Consider the following 12853-nt stretch of genomic DNA (forward strand, 5'->3'; position numbering starts at 1 on the left):
CCGGGGGCGGTCATCCGGTGCCGGATGACCGCCCCCGGACGCATGGGGGCGGTTGTGCTCGCGGCAACCGGTGGGGCCAACCGGCGCGCGCAGGTAGGTTCTCCGCCCGTGCACAGCCTCCGCCGGGGTACCGGGATCCCGATCCTGCTGATCCACGGATTCCCGGTCGATCACCGCATCCTGTTGCCCCTCGATCCGACCATCGAGGAGAACGGGGGCTGGGAGCGCGTCTACGTCGACCTCCCCGGGATGGGACGGACCCCGGCCGACCCGGGAATCGACGGTTCCGACGCCATGCTGGCGCGCCTGGCCGGCTTCGTGCACGAGGCCATGGCCGGCCGGCCCTTCGCCGTCGTCGGGAACAGCTATGGCGGGTTGCTCGCTCGTGGCCTGGTCGCCGAGCTCGGGACCCAGGTCCTGGGCCTCTGCCTGCTGTGCCCAGTGATCGTCGCCGACCCGGAGCGCAGGGCGCTCCCGGTCAAGGCGGTGCTGCGGGAGGACCCCGCTCTTCTCGCGGCACTGCCGGAGGACGACACGGACGACTACGCGAGCATGGCGGTCGTCCAGTCGCCGGAGAACTGGCGGCTGTTCCAGGAACACGTCCTCCCCGGCCTTCGCGCTGCCGATCCGGTGGCTGCCGCGACGATCTCGCGCCGTTACGCCCTGAGCCGGCAGCCGGAGGACGGCGCCGTCCCGTTCCCCGGGCCGACGCTGGTCGTCACCGGTCGGCAGGACCACGTCGTGGGCTACGTCGACGCCCTCACGGTCGCTCCGCACTACCCCCGCGCCACCTTCGCGACGTTGGACGGCGCCGGTCACAACGCCCATCTGGACCGACCGCGCATAGTAGCGGCGCTGGTGGACGACTGGCTGACGGAGATCAAGGGGACCGTCGACCGGTCGGCGACGCCTTCCGGGAACTGACGCGTCGTCGATCCCGCCGGCGCCTGAGCAGGCGCGGTCAGGCCCAGCGGGTGCGCATGCTCAGCGCGGCCAGGGTGGCGGCGCCGGCCGTCGAGGTGCGCAGGACTTCCGGCCCGAGCCGGACGGCCTCGGCGCCGGCGGCGCGGAAGGCCACGACCTCGCCGTCGGTGAGGCCGCCCTCCGGGCCGACGACGACAGCGATCGTGCCGCTCTGCGGGATCTGCAGGCCGGACAGCGGACGGCGGGCCTGCTCGTGCAGCACCACTGCCAGGTCGGCGTCGGCGAGCATCCCGCAGATCTCGCGCGTGGTCATCAGGTCGGTCACCTCGGGGACGTGCGGACGACGCGACTGCTTGGTCGCCGCGTGCGCCGCTGACCGCCACTTCGCCACGCCCTTGGCCACCCGGTCGTCACGCCACCGCGTCACGCATCGCGAGGCGGCCCAGGGCACGATCCGGTCGACGCCCAGCTCGGTGGCCAGGTCGACGGCGAGCGGTCCGCGGTCACCCTTGGGCAGCGCCTGGACGAGGACGAACTCCGGGTTGCGGCGAGGAACCTCGAAGCGTGCCCGAACCGCGATCCGCAGCCCGTCGGCACCGGCGGACACGACCTCGCCCTCGGCGACCGTGCCCTGCCCGTTCCCGACCCGGACGCGCTCCCCCGGCGCCAGCCGCAGCACCTCGACGGCGTGCCGGCCCTCTGCGCCGTCCAGGAGGAGCTGCTCGCCCTCGGGCAGCTCCTCCAGCAGGAACAGCGGCGCGCCGTCGAGCTCGGGGACGCCGAGGTCGGAGGTGGTCACGTCAGCGTCCGTTGAAGGCGTCTCGAACCCGGGAGAACAGGCCGCCCTGCGCCTCGCGGTGCGAGTCGGCCTGGTCCTCCCCGCGCAGCGCGGCGAGCTCGCGCAGCAGCTTCTCCTGCTCGGCGTCCAGGCGGGTCGGCGTCGCCACCTCGACGTGGACCAGCAGGTTGCCCCGGCCCGTGCCGCGCAGCCGCGGCGCGCCGTGGGCCCGCAGCGTGAGGATGCTGTCGGACTGGGTGCCGGGCTTGATGTCGAGGTCCTCCTCGCCGTCCAGCGTCTTGAGCGTGAGCGTCGTGCCGAGGGCGGCGGAGGTCATCGGCAGCGTGACGCGGCAGTGCAGGTCCTCGCCGTCACGGGTGAAGACGTCGTGCGGCCGCTCGTGGATCTCCACGTAGAGATCGCCGGCCGGTCCGCCGCCGGGGCCGACCTCGCCCTGGCCGGTGAGCCGGATCCGCATGCCGTCCTCGACGCCCGCGGGGACCTTGACCTGCAGCGTGCGGCGCGAGCGCACCCGACCGTCGCCCCCGCACTCGCGGCAGGGGTCGGGGATGACCTGGCCGGTGCCGGCACAGGTCGGGCAGACCCGGCTGGAGACGACCTGGCCCAGGAACCCGCGCTGGACGCTCTGCACCTCGCCCCGGCCGGAGCAGGTGGTGCAGGTCGTGGGGTGCGTGCCCGGTGCGGTGCCCGCGCCGGTGCAGACGGTGCACAGGACGGCGGTGTCGACGGTGATGTCCTTCGTGATGCCGAACACCGTCTCGTCCAGCTCCAGCTCCACCGGGATCAGCGCGTCCCGGCCGGCACGGGTGCGGCTGCGCGGCCCGCGCGTCTGGGCGCCCCCGAAGAAGGCGTCCATGATGTCGCCCAGGCCGCCGAAGCCGGCGCCGCCGAAACCGCTGGCCCCGCCACCGCCGCTCGGGTCGAACGGGTCGCCGCCGAGATCGACGATGCGGCGCTTCTCCGGGTCGGTCAGGGCCTCGTAGGCGCGGGTGACCTCCTGGAAGCGCTCCTTGGCCCCCGGGTCGGGGTTGACGTCGGGGTGCAGGTCGCGCGCCAGCTTCCGGTAGGCGCGCTTGAGGTCGTTGTCACTGGCATCGCGGGACACGCCCAGCACGCCGAAGTAGTCGGTCGCCATCGAGAAAGTCTCGCCCCTCAGCTCTCGGCCAACAGATGGCCGACGTAGCGGGCCACGGCGCGAACCGCGGCCATGTTCATCGGATAGTCCATGCGCGTCGGCCCCACGACGCCGAGCCCACCCAGGGCCCGGTCGGCGGAGCCGTAGCCGACGGACACGAACGATGCCCCGGTGAGCGCCTCGTGGGCGTTCTCCTCACCGATGCGCACCAGCACCGTGCTCGCGTCCACCTGACTCATCAACCGCAGGACCACGACCTGTTCTTCCAACGCCTCCAGGAGCGGCCGGACGGTGCCCGGGAAGTCGAGGGCGTTGCCCCGCGCGAGGTTCGCCGTCCCGCCGATGACCAGCCGGTCCTCGCTGGGCTCGACGAGGGTCTCCATCAGCGTGGCGCTGACCGTGGCGACCAGGCCGCGCAGGTGGGGCGGGGCGGTCTCCAGCAGGTCGGGCACCTTGTCGCCGGCGTCGACCAGCTTGACGCCGACGAAGGCGGAGTTGAGCAGCGTGCGCAGTTCGGCCACGGCGGTGGCGTCGACGTCCACGGGGGTGTCGACGACGCGCTGCTCGACCCGCCCGGTGTCGGTGATGAGCACCAGCATCAGGCGCGCGGCCGCCAGCTGCACGACCTCGAGGTGGCGGACCGCGCTGCGCGACAGCGTCGGGTACTGCACGACGGCGACCTGGCGGGTGAGCTGGGCCAGCAGCCGGACGCTGCGGCTCAGGACGTCGTGCAGGTCGACGGCGCCGTCGAGGAAGCGCTCGATCGCCCGCCGCTCGGCGACCGACAGCGGCTTGACCGCTGACAGCCGGTCGACGAAGAGCCGGTACCCCTTGTCGGTGGGCACGCGGCCGGCGCTGGTGTGCGGCTGGGTGATGTAGCCCTGCTCCTCCAGCACCGCCATGTCGTTGCGGATGGTGGCCGGGGACACCCCGAGGTCGTGCCGTTCGGACAGGGCCTTGCTCCCGACCGGGTCGTTCGTCGAGACGTAGTCCTGGACGATGGCCCGGAGCACCTCCAGGCGGCGTTCGTCGTGCGCCACGGTGACACCTCCCCGTACCGGTCGACGTGCCGTGCGGCGTCCGCGCCCCGTCCTCGGGGCTGGCACTCGCACAGCAGGAGTGCCAGCCCAGCATACGGCTGCGGTGCCACTCCGTCGCGCATCTCGGAGGGTGGTCTCACCCTCCCCGGTGGCCGGGCCACCCGTCGCACCCCGGCCGCTAGGGTGGGTCGGGTCGGCCCCCTCCCCGGGGCAGAGAGCGGAGGTCGGTGCCCTGATCTTCAAAGCGGTACGTGACGGCCGCCCCTATCCCGACCACGGTCTGTCCACCCGGGACTGGGCGATGATCCCGCCCCGTCAGGTGCGGATGGACACGCTGACGACGACGAAGAAGGAACTGGCGCTCGACGCCCTCCTGGCCGACGACTCCACCTTCTACGGCGACCTCTTCCCGCACGCGGTGCAGTGGCACGGCGAGCTGTACCTGGAGGACGGCCTGCACCGCGCCCTCCGCGCGGCGCTGCAGCAGCGCAACGTCATCCACGTGCGCGTGCTCGACCTGGATGCGCTGACCCCGGTGCAGGCGCCGTCCGGCCCGGAGACCGCGTCGATCCCGGCCCAGCCGCCGGTGCCCAACCCCCGGCGGGTCTAGCCGCACGACTCCCGGTGGGAGCGATGAGGTCCGGCGGCCGGTCCTGTCTCATCCGGTATGACCAGGATCATCGCGGACATCTCCATCTCCCTCGACGGTCTCGTCACCGGGCCCGACCCCCGCCCGGACAACGGCCTGGGCACGGGCGGCGAGGCACTGCACACCTGGGCGTTCTCCGACGACCCGGACGACCGCCGGCTCCTGCGGGAATCGACCTCCCGCTCGGGCGCCGTCGTCCTCGGCCGGCGGCTCTTCGACATCGTGGACGGTCCGCAGGGGTGGAACGACGACACCGGCTATGGAGCCGGCGAGGTCGGGACGCCGGCCTTCGTCGTCGTGACCAGCTCCCCGCCGGAGTCGGTGCGCCGCGCCGACCTCGACTGGACCTTCGTCACCACCGGCCTGACCGACGCCGTCGGGGCCGCGCGGGAGCGCGCGGAGGCGGCATCGGCGGAGCGCGGCACGGACCTCGACGTCGTCCTGATGGGCGGTGGTGCCACGATCGGGTCGGCGCTCGACGCGGGGCTGCTCGACGTGCTGCGGGTCCACCTCGCGCCCGTCGTGCTGGGCACCGGCACCCCGCTGTTCACCGGCGGATCGCGGCGCACCCTGGTGCAGCGGAGCGTGCTCACCACCCCGAACGCGACGCACCTGACCTACGACGTCCTCCCCGCCGGGAGCGGCTAGAGCCAGCCCTTGTCGGCGGCCTCCCGCGCGGCCTCCACGCGGGTGCGGGCCCCGGTCTTGCCGATGGCCGACGACAGGTAGTTGCGCACCGTCCCCTCGGACAGGAACAGCCGTCCGGCGATGTCGGCGACGGTCGCCCCGTCCGCGGCGGCGCGCAGCACGTCGGCCTCGCGCGCCGACAGCGGCGTCGCACCGATGGCCAGTGCGGCGGCGGCCAGATCGCGGTCGATCACCCGCTCCCCCGCCATCACCGCCCGGATGCCGCGGGCCAGCTCGGCCACCGGTGCGTCCTTCACCAGGAAGCCGGCCGCGCCGACCTCCATGGCCCGGCGCAGGAAGCCCGGCCGCCCGAACGTCGTCAGGATGACCGCCCGGCACCCCGGGACGGCGGTGGCGAGCTCGCGGGCGGCCTCGATGCCGTCGCCGCCGGGCATCTCGATGTCGAGCAGGGCCACGTCGGGACGGTGCTCCCGAGCGGCGGCGACGACCGCGTCGCCCCGCCCCACCTCGGCGACCACCTCGAGGTCCTCCTCGAGCTCCAGCAGCGCGCGCAGGGCGCCGCGGACGAGCGACTGGTCCTCGGCGATCAGCACCCGGATCACCGGACCACCGCCGGATCGGCGGGCACGTGCGCCGGGACGACGGCGAGGAGGCGGAAGCCCCGACCCGGCGCCGGCCCCGCCTCCAGACGCCCACCGACCGCCTCGACCCGCTCGGCGAGGCCGGCCAGGCCCGTGCCGCGCGGTGCGTCCCCGCCCCGACCGTCGTCGGTCACCGTCAGGGCCGCGCCGTCGTCGGTCACCGCCAGGTCCACGGTCATGGACCGGGCACCACTGTGCCGCAGCACGTTGGTGGTCGCCTCCCGGACCACCCAGCCGAGGACGGCGTCGACGGCCGCCGGCAGCGGCTCGGAGGGCGCCTGGGCCCGGAGGGTGATGCCGGCCGCCGACAGCGCCGACCGGGCCTCGGCCAGCGCCTGGGCGAGGCTGACCTGCCGGTAGCCGCTCACCGCGTCACGCACCTCCGCCAGCGCCCGGCGGGCGGCGGCCTCGACGTCGGCCATCTCCTGGCGGGCCCGCGCCGGGTCCCGCTCGGCCAGCCGGCCGGCGAGCTCGCTCTTCAGCGCGATGAGCGACAGGCTGTGGCCCAAGAGGTCGTGCAGGTCGCGGGCGAACCGCATCCGTTCCTCGGCGACCGCACTGCGGGCCAGCTCCTCCCGGGCCTGGGTCAGCTCGGAGTTGACGCCGATCAGATAGCGCGTGCCACGCAGCGCGAAGGCGGTCAGCAGGCACAGCAGCGGCAGGAAGAACAGCTCGCCCAGCATGCCGCCCGCGGTGAGCACGCCGGCGCAGACGGCGGTGGCGCCCACCACCGCCGGCCAGATCCAGCGCTCCGGCAGGGTGACGGCCACCGCGGCGGACAGGTAGATCATGAGCCCGGCGAACGGCGTCCCCAGCCAGAGGCCGAGCCCCACCCCGAGCACCGCCACGACGGCCAGCCCCCGGTAGGACGGCGAGCAGCCCGGCGCGAACGCCTTGCCCAGCACCGTCAGGTACGCGGCCGTGAAGACGACCAGGGCCGCACCCGCGGCGATGCGTACCCCGGTCGGGCCCGGGGCGGTGAGCAGGTGGGCGATGGGGAAGACCTGGAACAGCAGCCAGGGCAGCGCCCAGCCCAGCTGCTGCAGACGGTTCCGCACGTCCATGCCCGGACCGTAGCCCGCGTCAGCCGGAGACCGCGTGCAGCGGCCGCCGGCGGGCCACGGTCACCGCGAGCGCGGCGAAGACCGCGGTGAAGGCGGTCAGCGCGACCACGGGAAGGAGCGCCGGCGCGGTTCCCGCCGCGACGTCGCGGCCCATCTCGGCGTACCAGTACGAGGGCGTGAACCAGGCCAGCACCTGCATGGGCTCCGGGAACATCTCCACCGGCCACCACAGGCCGCCGAGCGCGGCCAGCATGGTGCCCAGGATCCCGATCGCCCCGCCGGCCGCCTTCTCCTCCAGGCTCAGCCCGATCAGCAGCCCGAGCGCCACGAACGCGATGGACCCCGCCCAGAGCACCCCCACGAGCACCGCCCACGTCCCCGTGCCCAGCTGCACCCCGTTGACGAACCGGCCGACGAGGGCCACCACGACGAGACTCGGCAGCGCCAGGATCGCGCCGACCGCCACGTCAACGGCGAACACCTGGGTCTGGGGCACGGGCGTGATCCGCAACTGCCGGAGCCAGCCCGACGCCCGGTCGAAGGAGATCCGGATGGTCGCACCGAGGGCCGCACCGAGGGCGCCGTAGGCCATCATCGAGACCATCACCGAGGCCGCGACCTCGTCGTACCCGGCCGCGTCGCCCATCTGCCCCCCGATGATCTTCGTGATGAAGATGGTGAAGAGGGCCGGCAGCAGCACGGTGAAGAACAGGTACTGCTTGTTGCGCCCGACACGGCGCAGCTGGAAGGCGAGCAGCGGGTTCATCGGACGGCTCCGATCGGGTGGGTGTGGCCGGTCGAGATGAGCGAGAGGACGGCGTCCTCCAGGGTGGCGCCGCGGACCTCCAGGTCGGGCAGCCCGCCGTCGGCCAGCAGCGCGCGCAGCGTGGCGTCGGCGTCGGTGGTGGCCACGGTGACCGTGCCGCCGTGGCGGGCCACGCCGGTGACGGCAGGGAGGCTCTCGAGCCGGCGGTCGGGCGCCGCGGTGAACGAGATGGTGCGGCCGGTGACGCGGGCCTTCACCTGGGCGGTGGACCCGTCGGCGACCACCCGGCCGGCCGCGACGACGACCACCCGGTCGGCGACGGCGTCGGCCTCGTCGAGGTGGTGGGTGGCGAAGACGACGGTGTGGCCGGCGTCGGCCAGCCCCCGCATCGTCGTCCAGAAGGCCCGGCGGCCTTCGACGTCCATGGCCGAGGTGGGCTCGTCGAGCAGCAGCAGCGGCGGTGCGCCGGCCAGCGCGAGGGCGAGCAGCACGCGCTGCCGCTGCCCGCCGGACAGCGCGTCCACGGATCGCTCGAGCAGGCCGTCGATGCCGGCGGTGACGACCAGGTCGTCCAGCGGCCAGCGCGTGGGGAAGCTGCGCCGGACGAGGTCGAGGACCTCCCCCACGCGCGCCTCGCTGGGCAGTCCGCCGTGCTGCAGCATGGCGCCGACGCAGCCGGCCCGCACCGCGTCGGCCGGCGTCCGGCCGAGGATGCCGACCGATCCCGCGGCGGGGTTCAGCAGCCCGAGGACGGCGTTGACGACCGAGGACTTGCCGGCGCCGTTGGCCCCGAGCAGGGCCACGGTCTGGCCACTGGGGATGGTGAGGTCGAGGCCGTCGACGGCGAGCGTGTCGCCGTAGCGGACGGTCAGTCCGGTGATGTCCAGGGCGGGCGGTGAGGTCACGTGACGAGGGTCGCGAGTGCGGACCTCACGAGGTAGTGCGGAACGTCGCTGATGGCGTCTGACGGATGTCAGACGCCATCAGCGGGACGTCAGCGGGCCGTCAGCGGGCGGAGGTGCAGGCCACGCAGGTGCCGGCGAAGGGCCGCAGCTCGAGGCGCTCCTCCGGGATCTCCCGCTGGCAGCCGGTGCAGCGGCCGTAGGTGCCGGCCTCGATGCGGGCGAGGGCGGCGTCGATCTCCCCAAGGGTGACCAGCAGGTCGGCGCTGCGGCGCTGTGCCACCGGGTCGGGCACGGACTGGGCGCACTCGGCCAGAGCGGCCTCGCGCTGGCGGACGCAGTCGGTCCGGTGCTCGTCGAGGAGGGCGCGGAAGCGGTCGTGCGCGCCGGCGGGCGTGGTGGCGGTGTCGAGGCTGGAGGACATGCGGAACTCCTTCGGGCAACGCGGGAAGACGCGGTCACCGGGTGGTGGCGCGTCAGGACGGGCGGTTGCGACTCCGCGAGGGAGTCAGGAGAACTGCGGCGGGGCCCGGTCCTGGCTGCGGCGGAGGACGTCGAGTCCTCGCAGGCCGCGTGCTCGCCGGTTCATCGCCAGGGCGAGCAGCATCCCGCCGGAGAAGGCGGGGACGGCGGTGGCCTGCGGGCCGCGCGGGGCGCCGGCATCTCGGAACGCGTACGCGTCCACGCCGATCACCCCCACGCTCTGCCCGGCGCCGTTGCCGGAGCTCCGCACCATAGCCGAGAACGGGCGCTGCTACCCCGCCCTTTCGGGTGAGCGCGCGGTCGTTTCCGCCCGGGGGTGCGGCACGGGGCATCCCGGCGGGAACGTGCCGAGCTCGGCGACGTCGTACCCGTGCGGGTGGCTGCGGATCTGCGGCAGTTGCCGGGCGAAGTACGGCTCGCGGCGCGGCGGGAGGAGACGCACCACCCGTCCTCGTGCCGTGAGCCCACCTCGGACCAGTCGGCGGACGACCGGGTGCGGGTGCTCGAAGCCGAACGCGTCGAGCAGGGGGCCGTCCATGACGGCCATCGAGATCCTCCGCACGACGGCCTCCGGCAGCCGGTCGTTCGGCGGGAAGGTGGCGAGCAGGGCGAGGGTGGAGTCGGCGACGTCGCGGGCGCCGGCGTCGAAACCGAAGTGCTCGCGCTCGTAGGCGTCCAGCAGGTGCGCAAAGGCCTGCCAGGTCGCCGGGATGTCCCGGATGCCCATGCGGCGGCCCAGGTCGCGGTAGTACTCCGCGCTCGCGATGCGCTCGATCTCGGTGAGCCGGCGCCAGCCGAAGGCATCGATCCACCGGATGGGCTGGACGACGAAGGTGGCCAGCACGTACCGCAGGTCGCCGTTGCCGATGTCGTAGGACCGGTGCATCTGGTTCATCCGGCGGATCGCCGCCCGGCCCTCGTCGGAAGCCGCGCCGTGCTCGAGGACGGCGTCCAGGATCAGCACCGTGTCGTCGTAGCGCTGCTGCGTCCGCTGGGTGAACTCACCGGTGCGGGCGAGGAGCCCGCCGATGCGCGGGACGGCGTAGGTGCGGAACAGCGCGAAACTGAGCGCCTGGTTCATGTCCCACGGGAACTCGCGGGTGCCCATGAGCCGGTAGATTTCCGCGAAGTCCGTGCGCGGGTCCAGCGACTGGATTCGCCGGCGGATCGCGAACCGTCGTCCCATGTCGGCGGAGCATGCTCCCCGGACCGGCCGAACGGTAGGCCACGGCCTGGGAGATCTCCTCCAACGGTGGCGGCCGCCTCTTCGCAGGACGGGGAACCGCGCGGACGATGGAAGCTGATGATCGACAGGTGGAACGAGACCCTGGGAAGCCGTTCGAAGGGGGACACAGCCATGACGACGACCGCCGACCACGACGCCTACATCGCCGCGGCGCCCGAGCCCTTCCAGCCCTCGCTGAAACGGTTGCGCGCGATACTGGCTCGCGCCCTGCCGGACGCGGAGGAAATCGTGGCGTACGACATGCCCGGGTTCAGGATCGGCGGCTCGGTCGTCGCGAGCTATGCGGCGTTCAGCAAGCAGTGCGGGCTGTATCTCCTTCCGGGCGCCATCTCCGAACACGCCGGAGAGATCGTGGCGGCCGGCCTGAAGGCGACCAAGACCGGCATCACCTTCTCGCCGCGTGCACCGATCCCGGACGACCTCGTCGAACGGCTGGCGCGGGCGTCGCGAAGGGCCGGCGGAGCCTGACGGCTCAGCCTGCTCCTTTTCGGAGTGCTCAGTCCGTGAGGTCGCGGACGACGGCGTCGGCCAGCAGTCGCCCGCGGTCGGTGAGGACGGCGCGGCCGGCGGCGTGGGCGGCCGGATCGAGCAGCCCGCGCGCCACCGAGTCCGCGGCCCGGCGGCGGCCGACGTCGGACAGCAGCTCGAGCGGCAGGCCCTCACGCAGGCGCAGCCCGAGCATGATCGTCTCCAGCGCGCGGTCGGCGTCGTCGAGCAGCTCGGCGTCCTGGGCGGGGCTCACCCCGGCGGTCAGCCGGTCGGCGTAGGCGGCCGGGTGCTTGACGTTCCACCACCGCAGCCCGCCGACGTGGCTGTGTGCGCCGGGACCGACGCCCCACCAGTTGGCGTTCGCCCAGTAGAGCTCGTTGTGCCGGCACCGGGCGGCGTCGGAGGTCGCCCAGTTCGACACCTCGTACCAGTCGAACCCCGCGCCCCGGAGGGTGGCGTCGGCCTGCTCGTAGCGGTCGGCCAGCACGTCGTCGTCGGGCATGGGCAGCTCACCGTTCCTGATCCGGCGGGCCAGGCGCGTGCCCTCCTCCACGATGAGGGCGTAGGCGCTCACGTGGTCGACGGGTCCGGAGAGGACGGCGTCGAGGGAGGCCGCCCAGTCGGCGTCGGTCTCCCCCGGCGTGCCGTAGATGAGGTCGAGGTTGACGTGCTCGAAGCCGGCCGCCCGCGCCTCGTGTGCCGCCTCGACGGCCCGGCCGGGGGTGTGCCGGCGGTCGAGGACGGCGAGCACGTGCTCGGCCGCCGACTGCATGCCGAGGCTGACGCGGGTGAAGCCGGCCTCGCGCAGCACGGAGAGGTACCCGCGGTCGACGGTCTCGGGGTTGGCCTCGGTGGTCACCTCGACGTCGTCGGCGACGGGGAAGAGCCGGCGGATCTCGCCCAGCACGGCGGCGAGGTCGGCGGCCGGGAGCAGCGTCGGGGTGCCGCCCCCGACGAAGACCGTGGAGACCGTGGGCAGGTCGGGGCCGAGCGTCCGCGCCGCCCGGCGCAGTTCGGCGATCGCCGTCCCGGCGTACTCCGCCCGGTTGGCGCCCGGACCGAGCTCGTCGGAGGTGTAGGTGTTGAAGTCGCAGTAGCCGCATCGGGTCGCGCAGAACGGGACGTGCACGTAGAGCCCGAACGGCGTGGTGGCCAGGTGCTCGCGGGCGCTGTCGGGCAGCGCGTCGGGGCCGGGTGCACCGGCCGGCAGTCCGGGGGCCGGCAGCAGCGGCAGGACGGTGTTCATCTGCTCCCAGTGTGCCGCGCGGGCGCCGGAGACCGGCAGGATGCCGCTGTGATCTCCGATCGAGTGGTGCAGGTGGAGGTGGCGCGCGGGGTCGCGACGCTGACCCTCGACTCCCCCGCCAACCGCAACGCCCTGTCCCGCGCGATGCGGGCGCAGCTGCGGACGGCGCTGGCCGACGTCCTGGCCGACGACGCCGTCCGGGTGGTCGTGCTCGACCACACCGGCCGGGTCTTCTGCTCCGGCATGGACCTGTCGGAGGCGGCCGGCGGCAGCGCGGACGACCAGGGGGTCCGCGAGTTCCCCGAGCTCCTCGAGCTGGTCTGGTCCGCGCCGAAGCCGGTAGTGGCCGTGGTGCGCGGTCCGGCGCGGGCCGGCGGGGTCGGCCTCGCCGCGGCGTGCGACGTCGTCATCGCCGGCGGATCCGCGACGTTCGCCTTCTCCGAGGTCCGGCTCGGGCTGGTGCCGGCCGTCATCTCCGCCGTCGTGCTGCCGCGCATGGTGCCGCACGTGGCCCACCGCCTCATGCTCTCGGGCCAGGTGTTCGACGCGTCGGTCGCGGCCTCCGGCGGGCTGGTCGACGTGACGGTCGCCGACGCGGACGTCGCCGGCGAGTTGCGGGCGCAGCTGGCACATCTGACGGCGGGATCGCCGACGGCGCTGGCGGAGACCAAGCGCCTGCTCCGGGAACGGCAGGGCGCGCTGGCCTTCGACGACCTGCTCGACCTCTCCGCCCGGTTCTTCGCGGGCGAGGAGGGCCAGGAGGGCATCGCCGCCTTCCGCGAGAAGCGCTCCGCCCGCTGGGTGCGCGCGGCAGACTGATC

At 73.9% G+C, this 12853-nt stretch carries 16 protein-coding genes; 5 read left to right on the forward strand and 11 right to left on the reverse strand.

The features are described from left to right. The first annotated feature begins 108 nt into the window (after window positions 1–108). Window positions 109–924: an alpha/beta fold hydrolase gene (locus CRP30_RS16450; RefSeq protein WP_097185098.1), complete on the forward strand. Its 816-nt coding sequence runs from the start codon at window positions 109–111 to the stop codon at window positions 922–924. A 37-nt stretch (window positions 925–961) separates the two neighbouring features. On the opposite strand, the gene CRP30_RS16455 is transcribed toward CRP30_RS16450, so the two are convergent. From CRP30_RS16455 to hrcA, 3 genes are read right to left on the reverse strand one after another with little or no spacing between them, the layout of a single operon-like run. Beyond that, complete coding sequence (locus CRP30_RS16455; protein WP_200814814.1) at window positions 962–1723, reverse strand: 16S rRNA (uracil(1498)-N(3))-methyltransferase; 762 nt, start codon at window positions 1721–1723, stop codon at window positions 962–964. 1 nt (window position 1724) lies between these two features. Continuing rightward, a complete protein-coding gene (dnaJ, locus tag CRP30_RS16460) occupies window positions 1725–2858 on the reverse strand; it encodes a molecular chaperone DnaJ (protein ID WP_097185099.1) in 1134 nt (377 codons plus the stop codon). Between the two features lie 17 nt (window positions 2859–2875). Then, window positions 2876–3898: a heat-inducible transcriptional repressor HrcA gene (gene hrcA / locus CRP30_RS16465; protein ID WP_097185100.1), complete on the reverse strand. Its 1023-nt coding sequence runs from the start codon at window positions 3896–3898 to the stop codon at window positions 2876–2878. Between hrcA and CRP30_RS23455 the strand changes: the two genes are divergently transcribed. Together CRP30_RS23455 and CRP30_RS16475 are read left to right on the forward strand one after the other, a co-directional pair. Further along, entirely contained in the window at window positions 3858–4508 is a 651-nt protein-coding gene (locus CRP30_RS23455; protein ID WP_439647024.1) for a type II toxin-antitoxin system VapB family antitoxin, read from the forward strand. The two genes, hrcA and CRP30_RS23455, sit on opposite strands and share 41 nt — an antisense overlap. Before the next feature lie 57 nt (window positions 4509–4565). Beyond that, the gene (locus CRP30_RS16475; protein ID WP_097185101.1) at window positions 4566–5195 is read left to right on the forward strand and encodes a dihydrofolate reductase family protein; all 630 of its coding nucleotides are present in this window, start codon (window positions 4566–4568) and stop codon (window positions 5193–5195) included. Here CRP30_RS16475 and CRP30_RS16480 read toward each other — a convergent pair. The 7 genes from CRP30_RS16480 to CRP30_RS16510 form a co-directional block, all read right to left on the reverse strand. Further along, window positions 5192–5797: a response regulator transcription factor gene (locus CRP30_RS16480; protein ID WP_097185102.1), complete on the reverse strand. Its 606-nt coding sequence runs from the start codon at window positions 5795–5797 to the stop codon at window positions 5192–5194. The genes CRP30_RS16475 and CRP30_RS16480 overlap by 4 nt on opposite strands. Further along, window positions 5794–6900, reverse strand: coding sequence for a sensor histidine kinase (locus CRP30_RS16485; protein ID WP_097185103.1), 1107 nt, complete (start codon window positions 6898–6900; stop codon window positions 5794–5796). Before CRP30_RS16485 ends, CRP30_RS16480 begins: the two co-directional genes overlap by 4 nt. A gap of 19 nt (window positions 6901–6919) precedes the next feature. Further along, window positions 6920–7666: an ABC transporter permease gene (locus CRP30_RS16490; protein ID WP_097185104.1), complete on the reverse strand. Its 747-nt coding sequence runs from the start codon at window positions 7664–7666 to the stop codon at window positions 6920–6922. After that, on the reverse strand, window positions 7663–8571 hold the full coding sequence (locus tag CRP30_RS16495; protein WP_097185105.1) for an ATP-binding cassette domain-containing protein: 909 nt from the start codon (window positions 8569–8571) through the stop codon (window positions 7663–7665). The genes CRP30_RS16490 and CRP30_RS16495 overlap by 4 nt, the downstream gene beginning before the upstream one ends. Before the next feature lie 100 nt (window positions 8572–8671). After that, window positions 8672–8992 carry a TraR/DksA family transcriptional regulator gene (locus tag CRP30_RS16500; RefSeq protein ID WP_097185106.1) on the reverse strand — a complete coding sequence of 107 codons (321 nt, stop codon included), beginning with the start codon at window positions 8990–8992 and terminating at the stop codon, window positions 8672–8674. Window positions 8993–9076: 84 nt separating this feature from the next. After that, entirely contained in the window at window positions 9077–9304 is a 228-nt protein-coding gene (locus CRP30_RS16505) for a hypothetical protein (RefSeq protein WP_097185107.1), read from the reverse strand. An 18-nt stretch (window positions 9305–9322) separates the two neighbouring features. Continuing rightward, window positions 9323–10237: an oxygenase MpaB family protein gene (locus CRP30_RS16510; RefSeq protein ID WP_097185108.1), complete on the reverse strand. Its 915-nt coding sequence runs from the start codon at window positions 10235–10237 to the stop codon at window positions 9323–9325. Window positions 10238–10408: 171 nt separating this feature from the next. On the opposite strand from CRP30_RS16510, the gene CRP30_RS16515 reads away from it, so the two are divergent. Continuing rightward, the gene (locus CRP30_RS16515) at window positions 10409–10765 is read left to right on the forward strand and encodes an iron chaperone (protein WP_097185354.1); all 357 of its coding nucleotides are present in this window, start codon (window positions 10409–10411) and stop codon (window positions 10763–10765) included. Between the two features lie 28 nt (window positions 10766–10793). Here CRP30_RS16515 and hemW read toward each other — a convergent pair whose 3' ends face one another. After that, entirely contained in the window at window positions 10794–12032 is a 1239-nt protein-coding gene (hemW, locus tag CRP30_RS16520; protein ID WP_200814815.1) for a radical SAM family heme chaperone HemW, read from the reverse strand. A 48-nt stretch (window positions 12033–12080) separates the two neighbouring features. Here hemW and CRP30_RS16525 point away from each other — a divergent pair, with 48 nt between their 5' ends. Then, a complete protein-coding gene (locus CRP30_RS16525) occupies window positions 12081–12851 on the forward strand; it encodes an enoyl-CoA hydratase-related protein (RefSeq protein ID WP_097185109.1) in 771 nt (256 codons plus the stop codon). Window positions 12852–12853 lie beyond the last annotated feature (2 nt).

The organism is Blastococcus haudaquaticus, assembly GCF_900230285.1.
Lineage (GTDB): Bacteria > Actinomycetota > Actinomycetes > Mycobacteriales > Geodermatophilaceae > Blastococcus_B > Blastococcus_B haudaquaticus.